The following is a 23297-nucleotide window of genomic DNA, read 5'->3' on the forward strand; positions in this document are numbered from 1 at the left end:
ACCTGGACCCGGCGGCCTGGATCTGCACGGGGATCAGGCGCCGGGCCATGCCTGAAACACCGGGCGCCCTGCGCTGGCTCCAGGGCAACCTGGACGACCCCGACAGATTGGCGAATACGCTGGCCCAGGTGCCGGGCATCACCCACGTTCTGTACGCACCGGCGCCGACCGCACGGTCACCCGAAGCCTACGCCAGTGCCTACCCGCAGGGCCTGCAGTCCCTGCTCGGTGCACTCTCTGCGCCCCAACAGCTGCAACGCCTGGTGCTGGTGGATTCCACGGCCGTCTGGCGGAGCTCCGCCGACTGGGTGGACGAACAAACCCCCACAGACCCCGAAGACTTTCGCGGGCAGCTGATGCTCGAGGCTGAAGCAATTTTGCGGTCACAACTGCCCAGTGCCCGCTTCCCACAGGCCAGCGGCATCGCCCTTCGGCTCTCAGGCCTGTATGGCCCGGAGCGCCTGCGGCTGATCGATGGCCTACGTACGAGACGAATCACAGCCCCCGACGGCCCAGGCCATTGGGCCAACCGCATCCACATCGATGACGCTGCAAAAGCCTGCGCCCACCTGCTCGAGGTCGATGCTCCTCTGGCCTGCTACATCGGAACGGACGACACCCCCCTGCCTACGGCAGATCTGTACGATGCTCTGGCATCAATGACCGGTGCTGCATTGCCGGCGCGGACCCTGCGTCCCGCCGACGGCAAGCGCCTGCGGAACCGTCGCCTGCGCGACAGCGGCTGGGTGCCTCAGTGGCCCGATACCCTGGTAGGCTACGCCCACAGCCTGAACGCATCAGAAGCTTCTGAACACCCGATGTGACTGCCCTCGTCGCAGCAGCCAAGCCACCAGACAAAGCACCGCCACACACACGGCGGACGTGACCCCCACCAGCACGTTGGCCATTGCATCATCGCCCGACTGCACGGCTTCGAAGATGGCAATAGAGAGCGTTTCGGTGCGCCCCGGGATGCTGCCCGCCACCATCAGCGTCGCACCGAACTCACCCAGTGCCCGGGCAAACGCAAGCAACACACCTGCCATGATGCCGCGTGCGGCCAGTGGAAGGCTGATAAGCAAAAAAACGGACAGCCTCCCGGCTCCCAACACGGCCGCTGCCTGCTCCAGCCGATGGTCCACTTCCAGGAAGGACGCTCGTGAAGCCTTCAGCACCATCGGAAACGCCACCACGGAAGCAGCCACCGCCGCCCCCTGCCAGGTAAAGACCAGCTCCACACCATGCGCCTGCAACCAACCGCCCAGCCATCCCCGGCGCCCGAACAGAACCAGCAGGTAATAGCCGATCACCGTAGGAGGCAGCACCATGGGCAGCGTCAGCAGCGAATCGGCTACGTCGCCCCAGCGCGAGCCACTACGAGACAAACCGTAGGCCAGCGCCACGCCGGCCACCGAAGCCAGGACAGTCGCCCAACCGGCCACCTTGAGTGACAGCAGCAGCGGGACCCAGATCGAGGACATCGTTCAAAGCACCCCGCTCATGGAGACCGGCGGGCACAAGGACTCGAATCGAGTCATGGCTGGCTGAACCCATACCGTTGCAGCACCTGCTGCCCGGCAGGCGACAGCACAAAATGCAGAAAATCGGCGGCTTCAGATGAGCGTCCAGGGCGCTGGACCAGCGCAATCGGGTACACCACTGGAACCGGCGTCGGAACCACCTGCACCACCTTCACCTTGTTTTTCATGATCGCAGCGTCCGTGGCAAAGACAAAGCCCGCATCCACCTCACCACGCTCGACGTAGCTGAGCACCTGACGCACGTTCTGCCCCAGAATCTCGCGCGGCTGCACGGCAGTCCATAACCCCGCCTTCTCGAGCGCCGATTTCGTATACCGCCCCACAGGCACCGTCGCCGGATTCCCCAGCGCAATGCGTTGCACGCCGGGTTTGCGAAGGTCCGCGAGCGACTGGATGTGGTGAGGATCTCGCGCAGGCACAATCAACACCACTTCGTTGCGTACGAAATTCACGCGCGAAGCAGGATCGATGGCGTGTGCCGCAGCCGCCTTGTCCATGGCCTTCTCATCAGCCGCCGCGAAGATGTCGGCGGGGGCCCCCTCGATGATCTGGCGCAAGACGACATCCGACGCGCCGAAGGTCGTCAACACGTGCGTGCCAGGGTGCGTCGCATCATATTGCGTGGCCAAGTCCTTGAAGGCGTTGGTCAGGCTGGCCGCCGCCGAAACCAGAACATCACCCGCCATAGCGGGCGTCGTCACACACAACAACACGCAGGCAAAAAGCGAACGAAACGAGGGCATTCTGAGGACTCCAGACTGAATGGACAGACTCAATGAACGGCAAACGCTGATGAATGAAAAAGGCGAATCCACAGGATGATAGCGTGCCAGCCACTCGTGCATATCTCCAAAGGGGACGGAGGGGGGATGGGTAAGGCACTTTTGACACTCCGTGGACAAGCGGCACGCCACATGCTGCATTGTCATTATGCAATTCCCTGCCCCCAATCGCCCAGGACACCGCGATAGGCCTTATGCTTTTCAGTTCGAAGCGCGAAGCGGCATTGCCCACCACGGAGCCACGATGAAAATACGCAGGATCGACGTCTATCACTTTGACCTCACCTACACGCATGGGGTCTACATCATGTCGGGGGGGCGCGAGATCACCGTTCTGCCATCGACTCTCGTGCGGGTGCTGAGCGACGATGGCCAGGAAGGCTGGGGCGAGGTCTGCCCGCTGGGCACGACCTACCTGCCGGGCCACGCAGGCGGCGCACGCGCGGCGCTCGAGCTGCTGGCACCCGCCCTGATCGGGGTGGATCCCACCAACCTGGCGGCCGTCAATGACAGGATGGATGCGACGCTGATGGGGCACGAATACGCCAAGAGCCCTATCGACGTTGCCTGCTGGGATCTGACGGGAAAGATCTGGGGCGCCAGCGTCGCCGAAATGCTGGGGGGCGTGCGCCAGGAACGCTTCCCGCTTTACTTTGCCGTACCACTGGGTTCACCGGAAGCCATGAGCGAATATGTACAGGCACGCCGGGCCGAAGGCATCCACCGGTTTCAACTCAAGCTTGGCAACGACCCGGTACTCAATGGCTTGCGCTCCAGGCAAGTGGTCGCAGAAACCGGCGCCGAAGACATTGTAGTGGGCGACGCCAACTGCGGATTGCGGCTCAATGACGCCATCATCGCCGCACGCGCCATGGAGGACCTGCCTCGGTTCTACCTGGAACAGCCGTGCCCCACCATGGAAGAGTGCATCGAGCTGCGTAAACACACGACGCTCCCCATGGTGTATGACGAAGTCGTCCACGACGTGCAGACCCTGCTTCGTGCCGTCCACGAAGGGGGTGCAGGGGCGTTCAACCTGAAGGTTTCAAAGGTCGGTGGCCTCACCAAGGCAAAATTGATGCGGGACCTGGGCCAGGAGCTTGGCCTTCAAATCACGGTGGAAGATACCTGGGGCGGAGACGTCGTGTCGGCAGCCTCAGCCCACATCGCGGCCTCGACCAAGGCGCAGTCGCTGCTCAGCGTCTCGTTCATGAACGACTGGGTCAACGAGCACGTGGCAGGCTACCAGCCCCGCAGCCAGAACGGATTCGGGCACGTGCCCACCACGCCCGGCCTGGGCATCGAGATCGATCGCGGTGCGCTGGGAAAACCGCTCTTCACGGCAGGAAATCAGGATTGATGGCATTGCCGCCCGAGCAACAATCTGAGGCCCATGCAAAACGGAAACCCTGGTCCGCCCTGCCCGGTTCGAACGGGCGACCTACGGCTTAGAAGGCCGTTGCTCTATCCAGCTGAGCTAAGGGCGGGCTGCGGCTTGAACGCCATGCAGAACCCGAATTCTACCCTGTGAATGCTAAAGTTTCGGGCAATACACACGGCGTTATCCGTCATGCCCGCTTCTCGCTCACACCCCCTGCTGTCTTACCTCGTCCTGTTTGCCTGCCTGCTCCTGCCTCTGGACGCAGCGCAAGCGGGCCTGCTCTATCACCTGACGCGAACCGAGGCGGCGCCGGGCGCCCCCGTGGCACTGGAGGGGCTGCTGTACAACGATACCGGGAATCCACTGACGACACCTGTTCCACCAAAGATCGACGGGCAATGGGAGGACGCGCAGGGCCACACCACCCCAGCGCACTTTCAGCTGCAGACGTCGCCAGACGCAGCCAGCCTGCCCGCCAACACGTTCACCCAAGTGGTCTGGACAGGCACGGCGCCCAGCCATCTGTCAGGGCTCGTCACCCTGCATCTGAGTGGCACCGAAAACACTTTGCTGGCACTGCGCGTTTCGGGGTCAGCGCCCCCTATTGCGACTGAAAGCCCGCAGCCCGTATCTGCGTTCGACACCTTCCGCAATGCAATCTCGCCCTACGATCCCACCTACTTTGCCGTGGGGCGAAACGGCGGCGCCACAGCCCGGTTCCAATTAAGCTTCAAATACCGCCTGTTCAGCCCCACGAACGCCCAACAACCTTCGTTCAACGACAACTGGTACCTGGGCTACACGCAAACGTCGCTCTGGGACCTGCACTCCGATTCCATCCCCTTCATCGACACCACGTACAACCCCAGCCTGTTCTGGATGCGCGAGTCCCTGCTGCAAAGCCACGACAAGCGTTGGTTTCTGGGCCTGAACACGGGAATCGAGCACAAGTCCAATGGCAAGGCGGGCGACGACTCCCGCTCGCTGAATGATCTGTACGTGCAACCTCAATTCAACTATCGGTCTGGAGAGGGCTCTACGCTGAGCTTCCTGCCCCGTTTCAAATATTATGTAGGAACGGACTCCAACATGCGCTACCCGGATTATCTGGGCCATGTCGATTGGAAGTTGCGCTGGGCACAGGACGACGGGCTGGTGCTCTCGGCGCTGTACCGCCAAGGTACAGGCAGCCGCAATGCTACCCAGCTTGAAGCCGCCTGGCCGCTCAAGCGCACCTTTCTGCACATGAACGGCTACGTGTACGCCCAGTACTTCCGAGGGTATGGCGAAACCCTGCTGGACTACAACCAGAAGTACGAACCGCAGTTTCGGATCGGCATCGCGCTGGTTCCTTGAGCCTTACACTCTCGACATGTTCACACAGCTCGAAATCTTCCTGGTCGCAATGCTGGCGATGCTGACCCTCAGCCGCCTCGCTTTGACTTTCTGGCTCTGGCCACGCGTGCGCGAGGCTGGCGGCCCCTGGATCATCTTGCGCTGGGGAGTGCGCATCGACTTGAATCAGATCGCCATGTGGGCGGGCGTCCCCGCACTGCTGGCCCCCTGGCTGGGGGATCAACCCTGGGCGATCTGGGTCACAGGACTATGGCTGCAATGCGTCTGGCTGATCTTCGTCCTGCTGGAAGCCTCAACCCCGCAATTCATCCAGGAGTACGACAATCGCCCCAACCGCTTGTACATTGAGTACCTCAAGTATCCCAAGGAAGTGTTCGGGATGCTCTGGAAGGGCTACAAGCCGGTGCTGCTGGCAGCTGCCATTCTGTTGGTTCTCGCGGCCTGGCTGGGGCATGCCGCGTTTGCCCATGCCGCACCCAACCTGCTCCCTACCTGGCCCTGGCGCATCCTGATCACCCTGATCACCGGCGCACTGATCGCGCTGGCAATCCGAGGCACCCTGGGCCACCGACCCATCAACCCCTCTTCTGTCGCCTGGTGCGGTGACAGCCTGCTTAACACGCTGCCGCTGAACTCGTTCTACAGTGTGCTGTTTGCGCTCTACGCAATCAAGAACGAACGCTCTGCAGCAGACGTCTACGGCGATCTGCCCGATGACACCCTGAAAGCCATCATCTGCGAGCAGGCCCGAATCGAGCAAGGACCCGCAGAGCTTCCTACCTTGCATCCCCAACCGGCAAGCCACCAGCCCGAGCAGCCTCTGAACCTCGTCCTGATCGTGCAGGAAAGCCTGGGCGCGCAATACGTAGGCAACCTGGGGGGCGCCGGCCTCACACCCTGTCTGGATGCGCTTGCGGAACAGGGCTGGAATTTCACCCGCGCCTACGCCACGGGGACGCGTTCCGTACGAGGTCTGGAAGCCGTCACGGCGGGCTTTCCCCCCACGCTTTCCGACGCCGCCCTGCGGCTCAACGGCGCGCAGAGCCACTTCTTCACGCTAGCGCAATTGCTGCGCCGCCACCATTACCGGTCACGCTTCATCTATGGCGGCGAAGCGCACTTTGACAACATGAAGAGCTTTTTCCTCGGAAACGGATTTGACGAGTTGCACGATCTGCCCAGCTTCGAATCACCGGCCTTCGTCGGCACCTGGGGAGCCAGCGACGAAGACATGTTCAACAAGCTGCACTCTTTGCTGTCGGAACCCGGTGAGACCCCCACGCTGCATCTGGCATTTTCCGTAACCAACCATACGCCCTGGGAATACCCTGCCGGGCGAATCCCGGTCGAAGGCGAGCCGGCGACGGTACAAAATACCGTGCGCTACGCGGACTGGGCCATCGGTCAATTCTTCGACCACGCTCGCAATAGCGATTACTGGAAAAACACGGTCTTCCTCATCGTGGCAGATCACGATGCGCGTGTGGGAGGGGCCCAGCGTATCCCGTTGCGGCACTTTCACATCCCCGCCCTGATCCTGGGCGCCGGTGTGGAGGCCCGCCGAGACGACCGCATCATCAGCCAGATCGACCTGCCCACCACGTTGTTGTCTCTAATCGGCATCTCGGATGCCCACCCCATGATCGGGCATGACCTCACACGCCCGGGCACGGGCGGTCGCGCCCCCATGCAATACGAGGACCACTACGGTTATCTGAAAGATGACACGTTGTTGGTCCTGGAACCGCACCGTGAGCCCCTGGCGTATCGGTACGCGGCGCCAGACACCTATACACCCACGGCGCCAGACCCTGAGCTTGCCCGCATCGCGCTTGCTCACGCACTGTGGCCCACCTGGGCGTATCGCCACCACGCCCATAGTCTGCCGGAGCTGCTGCATCACGCGTCGATCTGACCGCAGGTGCTGCGCCACTGCAGCGCGCAGTGCACGGCGCAACTCATGCTAGAATTTGCGGTTCCCGGTCACCATCTGGAGTGGCCTTGGAACCATTCGTCGGGGCGTAGCGCAGCCTGGTAGCGCATCTGCTTTGGGAGCAGAGGGTCGCATGTTCGAATCATGTCGCCCCGACCAATCTAATCGTGCAAGCGATTTGCGCGAGTCGGCCAGACAGGGCCCAATCGCTGCCAATAACCAGCCATCATAAAAAGGTCTTGGCCGATTCTTCTGCGGCGAGCTTGAGTTGCGGCAGAAACTGCTCCAGTTGCGCCGTCGACATCCGCTGCGTGGTTGTCTGAATGGCAACAGCGGCACACACTCGGTCCTTGCCCAGCATGACGGGAACGGCGATGGCAATCATGCCCGATTTGAATTCTTCATCATTGAAGCTGAACCGCTGCTTGCGAATGAGCTGAAGTTCCTCGCGCAGCTGCCTCCGGTCCGTGTAGGTCCGTTCGGTACAGCGGCGCAGCGGCAACTGCTCAAGCAACCGCTCACGCTGCACCTTGGCCAAGAAGCTGAGCAGCAGTTTTCCGCTGGCGGTGCAGTGGTACGGAACACGGGACCCCACGCCGAGCACATAGCGTAGCGACCAATTTGCCTCTACACGATCCAGATAAACGATGTCCTCGCCGCTGGACATCGTGAGGTTACAAGTCTCCTGCACCGCATCGGAGAGTTTCAGCAAAATGGCATGACGCGCCGCAGCAGGCCCAGACGTCATCAACAGGTTGACCGCCATGCGTCGCACCAACGCTGAACACTCGTAACGGTGTTGCACATCAGTCCGCGTGACCAGGCCAGCCCCCTCCAGCTGCTTCAGAATGCGATGCACTGTCTGCTTGGGAAGCTCAATCGTTTCCACCACTTCGGTCAAAGTCAGCGGATGATCGGCCCGGGCAAGAATATCGATCAGGCGAAACGCTCGTACTGCAGCCGCATTAGCCAGCGTTGACACAACCTACCTCCTCTTGTGCTTTCTTCTGATGTCGTCGAGCCGACGAATCTCCGCTACCCGCTCGAGGATCCTGTACAGCTCTTCGCGAGTTGTCCCATTTTCTGATAAATCCCACTTTACCATCGAGGAAATGCCAGAAACATCAGAAATCGGGACTCGCAACGGCCACTCCCGCCACTAGATTAATAACAAGCAGGGACTACCGCAAAACCGAAGCAAAAACGACAGAGACAAACAGGAGGTTTCCATGTCAGCTCAACCCGTGTCCTCAACACTTGCCGCCATCACGTCAGAGGAATCCGCTGAATACGTGGCGATGCTGGTGAGCCGTGCCCGCAAGGCGATGCTGGAATTCGCCCGTGCCGACCAGCAGCGTGTAGATGAAGCCGTAGCGGCACTTGCCTGGTCCCTGTACAAACCCGAAAACGCACAACGCCTCGCCCGCCGTGCGGTCGAGAGCACGGGCTTGGGGCGGGTCGATAGCAAGGTCATCAAAAACCAGCGAAAAACATTCGGTGCGTTGCGTGATCTGCTACGCGTCAAATCGGTAGGAATCGTTGAAGAGCTACCGGAAAAGGGGCTGGTCAAATACGCCAAGCCTGTAGGCGTCGTTGCCGCGGTCACTCCATCGACCAACCCGTCCGCCACTCCGGTCAACAAAGCCATGTTTGCCATCAAGGGGCGCAACGCCATCATTGTCGTGCCATCCCCCTCGGGCTATGAGGTCACCAACGAGACCGTTGCCCTGATGCGCGCAGAGCTGAAGAAAATCGGTCTGCCACCTGATCTCGTGCAGTCGCCCGACCGCGAACCGTCCAAAGCACTGACGGCCGAACTCATGCGCCAGGCAGATCTGGTCGTCGTCACTGGATCACAGAACAATGTACGTGCTGCCTATCGTAGCGGTACTCCGGCCATCGGCGTGGGCGCAGGCAACGTCCCCGTCATCATCGATGAATCTGCCGAGCTGGATGATGCGGCCGAGAAAATTCGCATTTCCAAAACCTTTGACAACGCCACATCGTGCTCGTCGGAGAATTCGCTGGTCATCGCCGACTCGATCTACGATCGCGCCTTGACCGCCCTGAAGAAGGCGGGAGGCTATCTCGTCGCTCCAGCGGCCAAATCCACGATCGAAGCCAGGCTTTGGCAAAACGGCAAGCTCAATCGACAGGTCATCGCACGCGATGCCGACATCGTCGCTGAAGAACTGGGTCTGGAGGCAGCCGCGCACACGGCCCAGTTCTTCATGGTCGAGGAAAAAGGGATCGGTCATGCCCACCCACTGTCAGGTGAAAAACTGTCCCTGGTGCTGACCATCTACCGCGCACGAGACTTCGACGATGCATGCCGCATCGTACGCGACATCCTGGATTACGAGGGCCGCGGCCATTCGTGCGGGATCCATACGCAAAATATGGCCCATGCGACCCAACTGGCCGAGACCACAGACGTGGTGCGGGTGCTGGTCAACCAGGCACACACCATGGGCAATGGGGGCAGTTTCGACAACGGACTGAACTTCACGTTGAGCATGGGCTGCGGTACCTGGGGCAAGAACAGCATCAGCGAGAACCTGAACTATCGCAACTTCCTGAATTTCACCTATCTCGTCAAAACCATCCCGCCCGACGAACCCTCGGAAGAAGAATTGTTCGGTGCTTATTGGCAACGCTACGGCAAGTGAACGGAGACTGACATGAATTTTCTGGAATATCGCGGCAAACAGATGCTCGCGGCTGCAGGCATCCCGATTCCGACAGGCATCCACTGCCTGACAGCCGAGGACGCCGCACAAGCTGCCGCCGAGCTGGGGCCCTGCGCCATCAAGGCACAAGTCCCCGCCGGCAAGCGAGGCAAAGCGGGCGGCGTGAAGTTGGTAGCCACGGCTGATGAAGCACGTGTCGCAGCAGAGTCGATTCTAAAACTGAAGATCGGTGGCTATCGCGTCGAGAGCCTGCTCGTGGAGCGCAAAGTCTCGGTCAAGCGCGAATTCTATGCCGCCGTGATGAACGACCTGACGGCACGCTGCCCTCTGCTGCTATTTTCGCTGTCAGGCGGCATGGACATCGAGGAGCTCGCAGCAAACTCGCCCGAAGCCATCGTGCACATTCCCGTCGACATCGAACAGCCGCTGACAAGCAAAGACGTGCTGGAGTCTCTGAAAGAATTGGCAGTGGAGCCCCCCCTGCGACACGCGATCGCTGACTTCCTCACCAAGCTATACGCCGTCTTCATGGAAAAGGACGCCGAACTTCTGGAGATCAACCCTTTGGGACTCCTCGAGGATGGCTCGCTGCTCGCCATGGACTGCAAGCTCACACTGGATGGCTCCTCTGCTTACCGGCAGCAGGACATGGCGGCACAGCACGCACCCGAACCGCGCACGGAGCTCGAACTCGCGGGAGAACAGATCGGCCTGAAATATATCGAATTGCCCGGCGAGGTCGGCGTGCTCGCCAACGGAGCGGGGTTGACGATGACCACCATGGACGTCATCAGTCATTTCGGTGGGCAACCATCCAACTTCCTGGAGATTGGCGGGGACGCCTACACCAAGGCGGAACCCGCGCTGAATCTGGTGCTATCCAATCCAAAGGTAAAGAGCCTGGTCATCAATTTCTGCGGCGCATTCGCCCGGACCGACGTCATGACCGAAGGCATCCTGCGCGCCTGGGAGACCCTGAAACCGAAGATTCCGGTCTTCTTCTCCGTCCACGGGACTGGGGAAGATGAGGCGGTGGCTCTGCTGCGCGCCCGCTTGGGCATCACTCCCTACAACCATATGGAAGACGCGGTATCCGCAGCCGTGGAGGCATCCAAATGATTCTCGAAAAACACCATCGCGTGCTCGTTCAGGGCATCACAGGCAAACAGGGTCGATTCTGGACCGAATGCATGCAGAACTACGGCACTCAGGTCGTAGGCGGCGTCAACCCCAAGCGTGCAGGAGAGCAATGCTGCGGCGTCCCTGTCTTCGCCACAGCCAAGGACGCGGTCAGCGAATTGGGCCAGATCGATTACTCGGTCATGTTCGTCCCGCCGTCAGGCGCACTGACGGCAGGCCTGGACGCCATCGAATCCGGCATCGGCCACATGGTCGTCCTGACCGAACATATCCCGGTGCACGACGTGATGCGCATCCATGCCGCCGCTCGCCGGCACGGGACTCACATCATCGGACCCAACACAGCTGGCATCGTGACGCCTGGCGTCGCATTCGCCGGCATCATGCCAGCCTTCAATCCACGGGTGTTTCAACCAGGCGACGTGGGAGTGGTGTCTCGCAGCGGCAGCCTGGGCACCCTCGTCTGCCTGGACATCGTCAACGCGGGCCAAGGACAGTCCGCATTCATCGGCATAGGTGGGGACCCGATGCTGGGCACCACCACGGCGGACGCCGTCCTCGCGCTGGATCGTGATCCACGTACTCGCACCATCGTCATCGTCGGGGAAATCGGCGGTTCCATGGAGGAAGAAGCCGCACAAGCCATGAGCCAGGTACAAAAACGCATGATCGCATTCATCACGGGGCGTGCTTCACCTCCCGGAAAAAAGATGGGCCACGCGGGGGCGATCGTGATGAAGAACCGCGGCAGCTATGACTCGAAGCGACGGGCACTGGAGGACGCCGGAGTCCTGGTCGTGGACACTCCGGGAGAGATTACAGCGGCACTTGAAACGGTGGCGCGGCCATCCTGAACGCCATCACCGTGACACGGTCAGCATAAGGCCGGCACACCCTTTCAAATTGGAGACAAACATGAGCGCAACACCCTTAAGCATCAGTGCTGGCCGTGCACCACGGCGCGGGTTCCTCAGCCGCCTGTCCATCCTGGACGGATTTCGCGGCCGCGTGCGTGGGCAGGTACTGCTACTGCTGTGTGCGATGTACTTCATCACCTACATAGACCGTGTCAACATTGCCACGACCGCCCCTTTCATTCAGAAGGACCTGGGGCTCGACAATACCGAACTGGGACTGGTGTTTTCGGCATTCGCCATCCCCTACGCGTTTTTCCAGATATTCGGTGGCTATATTGGTGATCGCTGGGGGCCGAAGCGTGTGCTGGCCCTCGTGGGCCTGATTTGGGCCGTGTCCACCATGGCTACTGGTTTTGCCACTGGGCTGGTTTCACTGTTCGCGGCGCGCCTGCTCCTCGGCTTTGGCGAAGGCGCCGCATTTCCAACCGCAACCAACGCCATGGCGAAGTGGGTCCCGGCAGAAGGAAGGGCCAGAGCACAGGGATACGTCCACGCAGCCTCGCGCATCGGAAACGCCATCACGCCCGCTCTGGTGGCCGTGTTGATCGCCTTGTACGACTGGCGGCTGAGCTTCTGGGTTTGCGGTTCCGTCAGCTTGATCTGGACCCTGGTCTGGATCGTCAAATACCATAACTCACCCGCGAAGCACCCTGGCATCACGCAAGAAGAATTGAGTGAACTCACACCGGACCAGCTTTCCGACCATCGAGTGCCCATCCCGTGGGGCCCACTCCTCAAGCGCATACTGCCGGTGACCTTCGTCGACTTCTGCTACGGCTGGTCGCTCTGGGTTTTCCTCTCGTGGATCCCATCGTTCTTCGCGGACCGTTTCGGCATGAACCTCAAGCACTTTGCATTCTTCACCACCATCGTGCTGATCGCAGGGGTGATCGGAGACGCCATGGGAGGAATCCTCTCCGACACGCTGGTCAAGCGCACCAGCCAGACCATCGCACGACGCACGAACCTCGTTGTCGGCCTGGTCGGTGCATTCGTGTTCGTCATGCCCGTGCTGTTTCTGAGCAACGTCTGGATGGTAGCCATCTCACTGGCGCTATCGTTCTTCTTTCTGGAACTCACCAATTCAGTACTCTGGGCTATCCCGATGGATGTCGACCCACAGCACGCAGGCTTGGGAGGCGGCATCATGAACACTGGCTTCGGCATCGCCGGCATCATCTCGCCGCTCCTCTTTGGCGTCATGCTCGACGCCTACGGCACCTGGACGATGCCCTTCGCCGTCTCAGCAGCGCTACCCTTCGTAGGTGCCGCCGTCTCACTGTTCATCAACCCACGGCCACTCGCCCAGCCGGCAGAGTAACCCGTCGCGACACGCAGGCACCGGGGGCCCGCGCCCCCAGCGCCTGCCCTCTTTTCGAAAAACTTGCACACTCGCAATATATAGATGATAATTATTCTCATGTATATTTGCATCTGCAACGCTGTCAACGAACAGCAAGTCCAGGAAGCCATTGCGCACGGCGCGCGCAATCTGCACGATCTGCGGGCAGAGCTGGGCGTAGGCAACTGCTGTGGGCGCTGCGCCAGATCCGCCCGCGACTATCTGGCGGCACGCACTGCGCAGGTCCAAACTCCCATCGCGGCCGCGCTGCCCGATCTTGGTGCCCTCAAGGTAGTCGAGCTCTCGCGCTCACCCGCGCAACGCGTGGCCTGAAGGCCGCCGGCCGCCACAAACACTTCGATGTAAGATGAATCCTTGGCCCCTTGGGGCACGCAGCGGCGCATGGTCTGGCCCGGTGATAGGAGATCTCTTATGCAAGGCGACAAGAAGGTCATTCAGTATCTGAACAAGCAGCTCAAGAACGAGCTTTCGGCCGTCAATCAGTACTTCCTGCATGCACGCATGATGCGCCACTGGGGTTACGAAAAAATGGCGCAGCACGAATACGATGAGTCCATCGGCGAAATGAAGCATGCGGATCTGCTCATCAACCGCATCCTGATGCTGGGCGGCCTGCCCAACCTGCAAGACCTGCACAAACTGCTGATCGGCGAATCCGTCCCAGAAATTCTCGCGTGCGACCTCAAGCTGGAGTCTGCCGCGCAGGATACGGTCAAAGAAGGCATGGCCCATTGCGAATCCGTGCGCGACTACGTGTCGCGCGACTTGCTGCGCGTGATTCTGGACGATACCGAAGAACACATCGACTGGCTGGAAACGCAGATCGACGTGCTGGATCAGGTAGGCCTGCAGAACTACCTTCAGTCGCAGGTCTAGCAATTCCCCCAGCCCCGCTCAGCGGGGCTTCATCAAGTCCGCAGGCGACGACCCAACAGGCGATACACCAGCCCGGCGCTGACCACCAACCAGATTGCCAGGCTCACGTAAATGCCGATATCGGGGATCAACACCAGATACTGCACGCCCGTCGCGTGCGACAGCGCATCCGTGCACACCGTATACATCCCGATCGGGAACACGATGTCCCAATCGTCCACCTCGTAGTTGACAGGCACGTGGCTCCACACATGGCGCCAGAGCTCAAGAATCACCAGGAGCGGTATCCACCACGTGGCCATCGCCCAATAGAACAGCGTGAAGCCCTTGATGAAGGGTAGCAAGTCATGCAGCGGCCCTTGCAGGGGCGCGTGCAGAATGATCAGGCTGCCCGCCAGCGCACTGATGGCCAGGGCGCCCATGTTGATCCAATAGGGCGGGGTGAACTCCCGTGCCACCAGAGGCAGCAGCACCATGCGATGAGTGATGAGCGTGATGATGATGAGATACCACGCACAGCCGACCAGATACAGGGACATGGCGGCAAACAGCAGCCATTCACGAGTTTCCAGGGTGCCATCCTGCGCAAGGATGGCCGTCAGAACAGCCAGCGACTGGGTCGACACCACCACCACCAGCCAACTGCCATTGATGGTGCGACGAAACGGGGCCTTGATGCGTCGAGTCATGGTGGAAAAAAAGAACAGGTAAATCAGCACCGCCCAGCACAGTACGCCCCATACTGCAATTGCGCGAGCCAAGCTGGGCAGATACACCACCACCAGGCACTGGATCGCCAGTACGCAGGTACCTGCCACCAGGGTGAGAAACCCGGCTCCCCTTCCAGGAGCAACGAAATCGGCCACCATTTCGCGGCGGTAGAAGATGAAGCGCAGAACGCTGATTCCCAACAGCCACAGGTAGGCTACGCAATTCAGCCAGAACAGGGTACGCCCCAACCCCGGCATCCCATGCTGGGTGAGGCCCACGGAGACAATTCCGGTGGCCATCACGAGCGCGAAGCTTCCGGGCTCTACTGCTCTGGCACGGGCCATGACGCGCGTTGCGGCAGAACTCATCCACCCCATCGATGTCCTCCGGAATGTTGACGTTTCCCTACAAGAACAGACATTGGCTTCCGTGTATAGTTCTGGCTCGATTCAGTCATCAACAAGGAACTCTTCATGTCTTCTTCCACCCTGGACGATCTGGGCAAGCTTGTCCTCCGCCTCGGCCTGGGCGCTTTGATCTTATTTCATGGCGTCTCCAAGCTCAACGGTGGAGTCGACTGGCTGACGGGCATGGTGGCTGCCCGGGGACTGCCCGGCTTTGTCGCCTACGGTGTCTACGTGGGTGAAGTTGTCGCCCCGCTGCTCATCATCCTGGGGCTCTACGCACGCCTGGGTGGCCTGATCATCATTGTGAACATGCTGTTCGCGCTGGGTCTGGTGCACATGAAGGATTTCTTCGCAATCGGCAGCAGCGGGGGTTGGGCGCTGGAACTACAGGGAATGTACCTGATGGCCGGACTAGTGGTCTTGCTGATGGGGGCGGGAAAATACAGCGTGGGCGGGAAGAGCGGGAAATTCAATTGAGAATCACCCGAACCGCCCCGTAATGTAGTCTTCGGTTTCTTTGCGGGTGGGCTTAACGAAGATCTGGTCCGTAGGGCCAAACTCCATGAGTTCGCCCAGATACATATAGGCCGTGTAATCTGAGCAACGGGCGGCCTGCTGCATGTTGTGGGTCACGATCACCACCGTGTAATCCGACTTCAGTTCGGCGATCAATTCCTCGATCTTGGCGGTTGAAATCGGGTCCAGTGCCGAGCAGGGCTCGTCGAGCAGCAGAACCTCGGGCTTGATCGCCACGCCGCGCGCAATGCACAGCCGCTGCTGCTGACCGCCTGACAAGCCATGACCACTCTGACCGAGCTTGTCCTTGACCTCATCCCACAGCGCCGCCTTGGTCAGGGCCCATTCGACCCGTTCATCCATTTCGCCCCTGCTCAGGCGCTCGAAAAGCCGCACACCAAAAGCGATGTTGTCGTAGATGCTCATGGGAAACGGCGTGGGTTTCTGGAACACCATACCCACCTTGGCGCGAATCAAGGAGATGTCCAGCCGCGAGTTGAGCAGGTCTTCGCCATCGAGTTCGATGGTGCCTTCGGCCCGCTGCCCCGGATAGAGCTCGAACATGCGGTTGAAGGTTCGCAGCAAAGTGGATTTTCCACAACCTGAAGGCCCAATGAAAGCCGTCACCTTGTTTTCGGCGATCTCCATGTTGATGTCACGCAGCGCATGGAACTTGCCATAAAAAAAATTGAGATGACGCACCGAGAGCTTGGTGCGTTCCGGGCTGATGGGAGCTGTCGAGTTCATGTGCAAGCGTTCTGTGAATTATTTGCGAAACAGGCTACGGGCCGCGATGTTGATCCCCAGCACCAGCAAGGTGATGAGCGCCGCGCCAGCCCAGGCCAACCGATTCCAGTCCTCAAACGGACTGGCCGCATACTGAAAGATCACCACCGGCAAATTGGCGATGGGAGCATTCATGTTCAGGGACATGAACTGATTGTTGAGTGAAGTAAACAACAATGGCGCCGTCTCGCCCGCAATCCGTGCCACAGCCAGCAAGATGCCGGTCATGATGCCCGAGCGCGCCGCCCGGTAGCAGATGAAGACGACCACCTTCCACTGCGGGCACCCCAGCGCAGCCGCAGCCTCGCGCAAGCTGTTGGGTACCAGACACAACATATTGTCCGTAGCCCGAACCACTACCGGAATCACCAGGATGGCCAGCGCAAACGCCCCCGCCCAGCCCGAGTAATGTCCCACCTGAGCGACATACACGGCATAGATGAACAGGCCAATCACAATGGACGGCGCGGACAGCAGCACGTCATTGAGAAAGCGCGTGGCCGGGGCCAGCCAGCCTCGGCGGCCATATTCGGATAAATAGGTGCCCGCCAGCACGCCGATGGGCGTCCCGATCAAGGTACCGACCGCCGAGATCAGCACACTGCCCACGATGGCATTGAGTAGCCCTCCGGTCGCGCCGGGCGGCGGTGTACTCTGCAGCAGCAGCGTCCACGACATGGCTCCTGCACCCTTGACCAGCAGGGTCAAGATGATCCAGGCCAGCCAGAACAGGCCAAAGCCCAGCGTCACGCCGGAAAGCGTGAGCATTATGCGGTTGAAGCGCCGACGCCGGCGATACAGGGGATTGGACTGACTGATGAGGGAATCGGATACGGGCATGGCAGTCTAGTGTTGGCCTTCCTTGCGGGAAAGCCGCAAGAGCATGAATTTCGAAAGAGCCAGTACCACCGTGGTGATCAGGAACAGGATCAGCCCCAGCTCGAGCAGCGCCGACTTCTGCAAACCGCCAGCCTCGTTGAATTCGTTGGCAAGCGCCGAGGCAATCGAGTTCGACGGCGAAAAGATCGAATCCGGCAGATTGAATGCGTTGCCGATCACGAAGGTGACCGCCATCGTCTCCCCCAGCGCACGCCCCAGCCCCAGCATGATCCCGCCAATGACGCCGTGCTTGGTGTAAGGCAGCATGACCTTCCAGACCACTTCCCAGGTGGTGCTGCCCAGCCCGTAGGCCGATTCCTTCAACATGGGCGGTACTTGCTCAAACACATCGCGCATCACCGCCGCGATGAACGGAATCACCATGATGGACAGAATGAGTCCGGCCGTAAACAGGCCAATCCCCATGGGAGGACCCGCAAACACGTGGTTCAACACCGGGACGTCTGCGAAAACATCGACCACGTACGGCTGTACATACGTCTGAAACAGCGGCACAAACACGAAGAGCCCCCACATGCCGTAGATGATGGAGGGAATGGCGGCCAGCATCTCGATCGCGGTCCCCAGGGGACGACGCAGCCACACGGGCGACAGCTCCGTGAGGAACACGGCAATCCCGAACGACACAGGAACCGCAATCAGCAAAGCCAGAAACGCACTGACGACCGTGCCCAGGATAGGCACCAGCGCTCCATAGTGCTGGTGAACCGGGTCCCAATCATTGGTCCAGAGAAACGCGAGCCCCCCTTGCGCAATCGATTCGCGACTGCCATACAGCAAAGACAGCAGGATCGCCACCAGCAAGACGAAGACGAAGAACGCAAAGAGACGGGTCAGGTGCCGAAAGCCCGTGTCCACCAACAGATTGCGTCGCTTGTTGATCATGAAAGAGGTGCCTGAGGAGGCAGGCGAAGAAAGCCTGCCAGAATTCAAAGACCGTCATTTTCCCACAGCCCAAGACGGTCGTGCTACTACAAGACAGCGGCGGGCATGAAAGCCCGCCACCGGCCGACCACTATTTGGTCCAGACGGGCTTGCCGTCCTGACCCAGGATATTTGCTGCCCAGATGCTGCGGATCTTGGCAGTGACCGAGTCGGGCAGCGGCACATAATCCAGCTCGCTGGCCATCTTCCCACCATCTTTCCAAGCCCAGTCGAAGAACTTCAGGACGGCGAGTGCCCGTTGCGCATCTGGCACCTTGCGCGGGATCAGAATGAAAGTGGCTGAGGTCACGGGCCAGGAATCCGCACCCGGCTCGTTGGTCAGGATGACACCCATACCTGGAACCGAATTCCAATCCGCATGGGAAGCAGCTGCCTCGAAGGCCTTCTGGGCAGGTTGCACAAAGCTGCCCGCCTGATTCTGCAACTGGGTCCAGGCCAACTTGTTCTGGTGGGCATACGCGTATTCGACGTAGCCAATTGAATTGGCCAGCTGGCGCACGTAAGCGGCCACGCCCTCGTTACCCTTGCCGCCCTGCCCCGTGGGCCACTTCACGGCCTTGCCTTCACCGACCTTGTCCTTCCAGGTCTCGGACACCTGCGCCAGGTAATGCGTCCAGCCGAAGGTCGTGCCCGAGCCATCTGAACGGTGCACCACCACGATGCCCTTGGCTGGCAGTTTAAGGTCAGGGTTCAACTGAACAATGGCTGGGTCGTTCCACATACGAATCTTGCCCAGGAAGATGTCAGCCAGCACAGGCCCGGTCAACTTCAGGGCTCCCGGCTGAACGCCCGGGATGTTGACCACGGGAACCGTACCACCGATGACGGCCGGGAACTGAACCAGCGCGTTCTTTTCAAGTTCTTCAGGCTTCATGGGATCATCAGAAGCGCCAAAATCCACGGTGCGCGCAATGATCTGTTGCTGGCCACCGCCTGACCCGATTGACTGGTAATTGATCCGATTGCCAGTCGCTTTTTCATACTGCGCAGCCCATTTGGCATAGATTGGATACGGAAACGAAGCACCCGCGCCGGTCAGATCAGCGGCCTGTGCCGCAAACCCCGTCGCCATCACCAGTGCAGCGCTCGCGATGCATTGTGCCCATTTACTTTTGAACATGTCACATCCTTTTGAGGATTTGATGAGTGACAGCCTCATCGCTGTCAGGATGCCATGTTAGAGATCCCACGTGACAGTTTGATGACATCGTCACGAAACTGCTTCTGTTGTCCGGTAACCGCTCAGTCGGCGGTGCTTCAGTGCGCCGCAATCTCCATCGTGAAGCCCGCCTTGGGCCAGATGCCGGCTTCAGCGCGCAACGAATATTCGCTCAGGGGATGAGCCTGCAGCCAGGCGGCAGGTACCTTCAGGCAGATGGCGTGTTCGCGCGCCTGCAGACGAACAGGCTGAGTGTCGGGAGCTTCACGCCCCCGCATGAGAAGGACCGCCAAACGTAGACAGCACAAGGCCAGCCAGTGGGCGCGATCAGGCGCATAAGTACGCACCTTGCCCAGTCGCCCTTGATGGCCCCGGGCCAGAAACCCCAGCTGTCTCTGGTCGTCGCGCGAAAACCCCGGCAGATCGGCATGCTCCAGAATGTAGGCACTGTGCTTGTGATAGTCGCTGCGCGCGATGGCTAGCCCGATCTCGTGCAGCGTGGCCGCCCAACGCAGCACGTGCCGCAGTTCTTTTGTTTCGGCGCTCTGTTCGAGACCGAGCTGGTCGAACAGATCCAGGGCGATCTCGCAAACATGACCCGCCTGCGAGGTGTCCACGCGGTATCGCTCGGCCATTTGCCGTATCGATTCGTCACGTTGGTCGTGATGAAAATCCCGGCCCAGGAGGTCATGCAGCACCCCAATGCGCAGCGCACCGTCGCCCGCGCCCATGTGGGAGATGCCCAGCTCCTGGAAAGCCGCCATCATGATGGCAAGCCCCCCGGCCAGCACCGGGGCACGCTCCTCCTTGAGGCCTGCCCAGTCAGACAGGCGTACTTCTCCGGATCGAACCAGCGCAGCACTCAGGCGTTCCATCCCCGTCAGCGTGATGTCATGCGCATCGAGCGCATTTTCAACCAGAATGGCCAGCAGCCCCTTCGCAGTTCCCGAAGAGCCATAAGCCTCGTCCCAGCCCGTACGCCGGTAGCGTTGTGCAATCGTTTCTATGGCCTCACGCGCCGCCAGCACGGCCTGCTGCAGCCTCGCTGCCGTAATGTGGCCACCCGGAAAAAAGCGGCGGGTCCAGGAGGTACAGCCCAGTTCCAGCGAAGCCAAGTGCAGAGGTTCATCCCCCTGACCAATGATGAATTCGGTCGATCCACCGCCAATGTCGATCACCAGACGGCGGTGATCCGACGGCGGCAGGGTCTGGATGACGCCCAGATAAATCAGCCGGGCCTCTTCCTGGCCTGAGATGATTTCAATCGGGAACCCGAGCGCGCGTTCCGCCAGCGGCAGGATTTCGGCAGCATTGTGCGCAATGCGAAAGGTATTGGTCGCCACAGCGCGGACATTGGCAGGGTCAAACCCCTGTAGCCGTTCACCAAAACGGCGCAGCGCTGCAAGCGCCTTTTCAATGGTGGCGGCGTTGACCTTCTGGTGCTCGTCCAGGCCATTGGCCATGGCGACGAGTTCGCGCAACCGGTCTTCGTCATAGATCTGGACTGCATCGCCGTGGCGCACGACGCGCCCGATGGAGAGCCGGAACGTATTGGAGCCCAGGTCGATGGAGGCCAACCGGTCGTCCATGAAGCTTTCCCGAGAATGTCACACTGTGCGATTATAGTGGCTGAGTTCGAGTCGGATTGTGGAGCGTGCATGCGAGAAGTCGTCGAAGCCCCGGTGTTGTTGAACCGTGAGCTGTCGGTTCTGAAGTTCAACGAGCGGGTGCTGTCCATGGCCGAGCGGCAAGACGTTCCGCTGCTCGAACGCCTGCGTTACCTGTGCATCGTGGGCTCGAACCTGGACGAATTTTTCGAAATCCGCATGGCGAGCCTGAAGGAGCAGCAACGCCAGACACCCGAGCTTCGCGGCACTGACGGCCTGACGCCGGGCGAGGCCTTCGAACGTGTGCAGCGCGCCGCACACGCCTTGGTCGACCGACAAAACCGGTTGCTGACCAGCGACGTCATGGCTCGGCTCATGGAACACGGCGTGGGGCTCGTGTATTCCACCGGCTGGACGGACCTCCAGCGCGAATGGGCCTACGGCATGTTCCGCCGCGACGTCATGCCGCTGCTGACCCCGATTGGCCTTGACCCCGCCCACCCATTTCCTCGGGTCTATAACAAGAGTCTGAACTTCATCGTCTCGCTCAGCGGCGAAGACGCCTTTGGCCGCGAAGGACACATCGCCATCGTGCAGGCCCCCCGGGCCCTGCCCCGCATGGTCAAGATGCCGCCTGAAATCTCCGGCATCCCAGACGGCTTCATGCTGCTCACCACGCTCATCAACGCGTTCGTGGGCGATCTGTTTCCGGGCATGGACGTACAGGGCTGCTACCAGTGGCGCGTCACCCGCAACAGCGATCTGTTTGTCGATGAAGAAGAAATCACCAACTTGCGCCAAGCCCTGCAGGGTGAGCTGTCGCAGCGCAACTTCGGAGCCTCGGTGCGCCTCGAAATCGCGCATGCCATGCCAGCCGATCTGGAACTCTTCCTGCAGCGCGAATTCGGCTTGTCCGCAGCCGACACCTACCGCGTCAACGGCCCCGTCAACCTGAGCCGGCTCATGCAGCTGTGCAATCGAGTCAATCGTCCCGATCTCGAATACCCGGTCTTTCGCCCACGCGTGCCGGCACCGTTTGACCGCAACATGGAAAAGCCCGGCGACTTGTTCGCCGCCCTGTCCGAACGCGACCACCTGCTGCACCACCCCTATCAGTCCTTCCAGCCGGTGCTGATGTTCCTGCGTAGCGCCGCGTTGGATTCCCAGGTGGTGGCCATCAAGCAGACCATTTATCGCACCGGAGAAGACTCGGAACTCATGGGCCTGCTGCTGTCCGCCGCACGTGCGGGCAAAGAGGTCACGGTGGTGGTCGAACTCATGGCGCGATTCGACGAACAGACCAATATCAACTGGGCAGCACGCCTCGAAGAAGTCGGGGCACACGTCAGCTACGGCGTGGTGGGTCATAAAACCCACGCCAAGATGGCACTGGTACTGCGGCGCGAAGACGGGCGGATTCGCCGCTACGGCCACTTGGGCACCGGCAACTATCACCCCCGCACGGCGCGGCTCTACACGGATTTTGGTCTGCTCACGGCGAACCAGCAGATCTGCGAAGACATGGACCAGGTGTTTTCTTTGCTGACCGGGCTGGGTGCACGCCGCGAACTGAAGCTCTTGCTGCAGTCGCCCTTCACCCTGCACGAAACCATCCTGAATCTCATCCGCTCCGAAACCGAATTCGCACGCGCGGGCAAGCGCGCCCGCATTCGTGCCAAGATGAATTCATTACTTGAACCCACAGTGATCCAGGCGCTCTACGAAGCCAGCCAGGCAGGCGTACGAATCGACCTCATCGTGCGCGGCGCCTGCGCACTGCAAGCGGGTGTACCAGGGCTGTCAGAACGCATCCGCGTACGCTCCATCATCGGCCGCTTTCTGGAGCACTCTCGCGTCTTCTATTTTTACCAGGACGGGGCGGAACCTCTGTATTTATCATCGGCCGACTGGATGGACCGCAATTTCTTGCGCCGCGTTGAACTCGCCTTCCCGGTACTGGACAAGACCCTGCGCCGGCGCGTCATCGACGAGGCCTTCACCTTCGCCTGGCGCGACAACCAGCTCGCCTGGGCCGCGCAACCGGACGGCCGCTACCAGCGCGTACGCAACCGCCGTGCCCCGGTGAATCTGCACCAGCACTTGATGGCCAGATTAGGGTGAGTCCGGACAAGAGGAAGCCCCGACGGAGTGAGTCTGTACACGAGGAAGCCCCGGCGGGCTTCCTCGTGCCTGACGAACCGGCCGGGCTTGCAAGCCCGGCAGTGGGTGCAGTTCACGCTCTAACCGGCTTGCAAACCCGCAGTGGGTGCAATTCACGCTCTAACCG

21 protein-coding genes and 2 tRNA genes are annotated in these 23297 nt (G+C 60.6%); 13 read left to right on the plus strand and 10 right to left on the minus strand.

The genetic code is table 11. From position 1 onward, the window contains the following. A partial coding sequence (locus tag VF285_RS06130) for a hypothetical protein (RefSeq protein ID WP_346951741.1) occupies positions 1-824 on the plus strand: 824 nt, incomplete at its 5' end. Here VF285_RS06130 and modB read toward each other — a convergent pair. Together modB and modA are read right to left on the minus strand one after the other, a co-directional pair. Beyond that, the gene (gene modB / locus VF285_RS06135; protein WP_346951742.1) at positions 798-1481 is read right to left on the minus strand and encodes a molybdate ABC transporter permease subunit; all 684 of its coding nucleotides are present in this window, start codon (positions 1479-1481) and stop codon (positions 798-800) included. The two genes, VF285_RS06130 and modB, sit on opposite strands and share 27 nt — an antisense overlap. Positions 1482-1534: 53 nt before the next feature. Further along, positions 1535-2284, minus strand: a complete 750-nt coding sequence (modA, locus tag VF285_RS06140) for a molybdate ABC transporter substrate-binding protein (RefSeq protein WP_346951743.1) — start codon at positions 2282-2284, stop codon at positions 1535-1537. Positions 2285-2567: 283 nt separating this feature from the next. Between modA and VF285_RS06145 the strand changes: the two genes are divergently transcribed. Then, on the plus strand, positions 2568-3683 hold the full coding sequence (locus tag VF285_RS06145) for a mandelate racemase/muconate lactonizing enzyme family protein (protein WP_346951744.1): 1116 nt from the start codon (positions 2568-2570) through the stop codon (positions 3681-3683). 50 nt (positions 3684-3733) lie between these two features. Here the strand turns inward: VF285_RS06145 and VF285_RS06150 are convergent. Then, positions 3734-3810 (minus strand) — tRNA-Arg (locus VF285_RS06150). 83 nt (positions 3811-3893) lie between these two features. On the opposite strand from VF285_RS06150, the gene VF285_RS06155 reads away from it, so the two are divergent. The 3 genes from VF285_RS06155 to VF285_RS06165 all read left to right on the plus strand — a co-directional run bounded on the left by VF285_RS06155 (position 3894) and on the right by VF285_RS06165 (position 7152). Next, on the plus strand, positions 3894-5060 hold the full coding sequence (locus VF285_RS06155; protein ID WP_346951745.1) for a phospholipase A: 1167 nt from the start codon (positions 3894-3896) through the stop codon (positions 5058-5060). A 16-nt stretch (positions 5061-5076) separates the two neighbouring features. Next, positions 5077-6975 (plus strand): LTA synthase family protein, encoded by a 1899-nt coding sequence (locus VF285_RS06160; protein ID WP_346951746.1) that lies wholly within the window; start codon positions 5077-5079, stop codon positions 6973-6975. A gap of 100 nt (positions 6976-7075) precedes the next feature. Continuing rightward, positions 7076-7152: transfer RNA gene (locus VF285_RS06165), tRNA-Pro, on the plus strand. A gap of 67 nt (positions 7153-7219) precedes the next feature. On the opposite strand, the gene VF285_RS06170 is transcribed toward VF285_RS06165, so the two are convergent. After that, a complete protein-coding gene (locus tag VF285_RS06170; RefSeq protein ID WP_346951747.1) occupies positions 7220-7975 on the minus strand; it encodes an IclR family transcriptional regulator in 756 nt (251 codons plus the stop codon). Between the two features lie 247 nt (positions 7976-8222). Between VF285_RS06170 and sauS the strand changes: the two genes are divergently transcribed. The 6 genes from sauS (at position 8223) to bfr (ending at position 13979) form a co-directional block, all read left to right on the plus strand. Next, positions 8223-9662, plus strand: a complete 1440-nt coding sequence (sauS, locus tag VF285_RS06175; protein ID WP_346951748.1) for an acylating sulfoacetaldehyde dehydrogenase — start codon at positions 8223-8225, stop codon at positions 9660-9662. Positions 9663-9674: 12 nt separating this feature from the next. Further along, positions 9675-10802, plus strand: coding sequence for a succinate--CoA ligase subunit beta (locus tag VF285_RS06180; protein ID WP_346951749.1), 1128 nt, complete (start codon positions 9675-9677; stop codon positions 10800-10802). Next, the gene (locus VF285_RS06185; RefSeq protein WP_346951750.1) at positions 10799-11677 is read left to right on the plus strand and encodes a succinate--CoA ligase subunit alpha; all 879 of its coding nucleotides are present in this window, start codon (positions 10799-10801) and stop codon (positions 11675-11677) included. Before VF285_RS06180 ends, VF285_RS06185 begins: the two co-directional genes overlap by 4 nt. A 61-nt stretch (positions 11678-11738) precedes the next feature. Next, positions 11739-13061 carry an MFS transporter gene (locus VF285_RS06190; RefSeq protein WP_346951751.1) on the plus strand — a complete coding sequence of 441 codons (1323 nt, stop codon included), beginning with the start codon at positions 11739-11741 and terminating at the stop codon, positions 13059-13061. 99 nt (positions 13062-13160) lie between these two features. Then, complete coding sequence (locus VF285_RS06195; protein ID WP_346951752.1) at positions 13161-13415, plus strand: (2Fe-2S)-binding protein; 255 nt, start codon at positions 13161-13163, stop codon at positions 13413-13415. Positions 13416-13514: 99 nt separating this feature from the next. Beyond that, a complete protein-coding gene (bfr, locus tag VF285_RS06200) occupies positions 13515-13979 on the plus strand; it encodes a bacterioferritin (RefSeq protein WP_346951753.1) in 465 nt (154 codons plus the stop codon). A gap of 32 nt (positions 13980-14011) precedes the next feature. On the opposite strand, the gene VF285_RS06205 is transcribed toward bfr, so the two are convergent. Then, positions 14012-15058 (minus strand): tellurite resistance/C4-dicarboxylate transporter family protein, encoded by a 1047-nt coding sequence (locus tag VF285_RS06205; RefSeq protein WP_346951754.1) that lies wholly within the window; start codon positions 15056-15058, stop codon positions 14012-14014. Positions 15059-15163: 105 nt separating this feature from the next. On the opposite strand from VF285_RS06205, the gene VF285_RS06210 reads away from it, so the two are divergent. Next, positions 15164-15574, plus strand: coding sequence for a DoxX family protein (locus tag VF285_RS06210; protein WP_346951755.1), 411 nt, complete (start codon positions 15164-15166; stop codon positions 15572-15574). A 3-nt stretch (positions 15575-15577) separates the two neighbouring features. Here the strand turns inward: VF285_RS06210 and pstB are convergent, their stop codons facing one another. The 5 genes from pstB to VF285_RS06235 form a co-directional block, all read right to left on the minus strand. Then, positions 15578-16360: a phosphate ABC transporter ATP-binding protein PstB gene (gene pstB / locus VF285_RS06215; protein ID WP_346951756.1), complete on the minus strand. Its 783-nt coding sequence runs from the start codon at positions 16358-16360 to the stop codon at positions 15578-15580. Positions 16361-16378: 18 nt separating this feature from the next. After that, positions 16379-17239: a phosphate ABC transporter permease PstA gene (gene pstA, locus VF285_RS06220; protein ID WP_346951757.1), complete on the minus strand. Its 861-nt coding sequence runs from the start codon at positions 17237-17239 to the stop codon at positions 16379-16381. A gap of 6 nt (positions 17240-17245) precedes the next feature. Next, the gene (pstC, locus tag VF285_RS06225) at positions 17246-18184 is read right to left on the minus strand and encodes a phosphate ABC transporter permease subunit PstC (RefSeq protein WP_346951758.1); all 939 of its coding nucleotides are present in this window, start codon (positions 18182-18184) and stop codon (positions 17246-17248) included. A 130-nt stretch (positions 18185-18314) separates the two neighbouring features. Continuing rightward, positions 18315-19364, minus strand: coding sequence for a phosphate ABC transporter substrate-binding protein PstS (gene pstS, locus VF285_RS06230; protein ID WP_346951759.1), 1050 nt, complete (start codon positions 19362-19364; stop codon positions 18315-18317). Between the two features lie 137 nt (positions 19365-19501). After that, positions 19502-20992 carry a Ppx/GppA phosphatase family protein gene (locus tag VF285_RS06235; protein ID WP_346951760.1) on the minus strand — a complete coding sequence of 497 codons (1491 nt, stop codon included), beginning with the start codon at positions 20990-20992 and terminating at the stop codon, positions 19502-19504. A 69-nt stretch (positions 20993-21061) separates the two neighbouring features. Here VF285_RS06235 and ppk1 point away from each other — a divergent pair, with 69 nt between their 5' ends. Further along, positions 21062-23131, plus strand: a complete 2070-nt coding sequence (gene ppk1 / locus VF285_RS06240; RefSeq protein WP_346951761.1) for a polyphosphate kinase 1 — start codon at positions 21062-21064, stop codon at positions 23129-23131. Positions 23132-23297 lie beyond the last annotated feature (166 nt).

The sequence above is a fragment of the Castellaniella sp. genome, from assembly GCF_036379515.1.
In the GTDB taxonomy this organism is placed as follows: Bacteria; Pseudomonadota; Gammaproteobacteria; order Burkholderiales; family Burkholderiaceae_B; genus Castellaniella.